Raw genomic sequence first — 265 nt, forward strand, 5'->3', positions numbered from 1 at the left:
GACAGCCAGATTCTCGTGCGCCGCTTGACGGCGCGTGGGATCGGCGTTCTGATAACCGATCACAGCGTCCGCGAGACGCTCGGCCTCATCGACCGGGCCTATATCATTCATGCGGGCGAGGTGCTCGCGCACGGGCGGGCGGACGATATCGTCAACAACCCGGACGTCCGACGTTTGTACCTGGGCGACAAGTTCAGCCTTTAGGCGCAAAGAAGTTCACCTTCTCCGCACTGCGACGCTTGACCAAATCTTTTAAAAAAGCAAT

The 265-nt window shown here is 58.5% G+C and carries 1 pseudogene; it reads left to right on the forward strand.

Features of this window, described 5'->3' with window-relative positions:
- A pseudogene (locus tag KVS69_RS19750) lies at positions 1-204 on the forward strand (LPS export ABC transporter ATP-binding protein); the annotation flags it as partial.
- Positions 205-265: the final 61 nt, after the last annotated feature.

The organism is Stenotrophomonas sp. GbtcB23 (assembly GCF_019091045.1).
In the GTDB taxonomy this organism is placed as follows: domain Bacteria; phylum Pseudomonadota; class Gammaproteobacteria; order Xanthomonadales; family Xanthomonadaceae; genus Stenotrophomonas; species Stenotrophomonas rhizophila_A.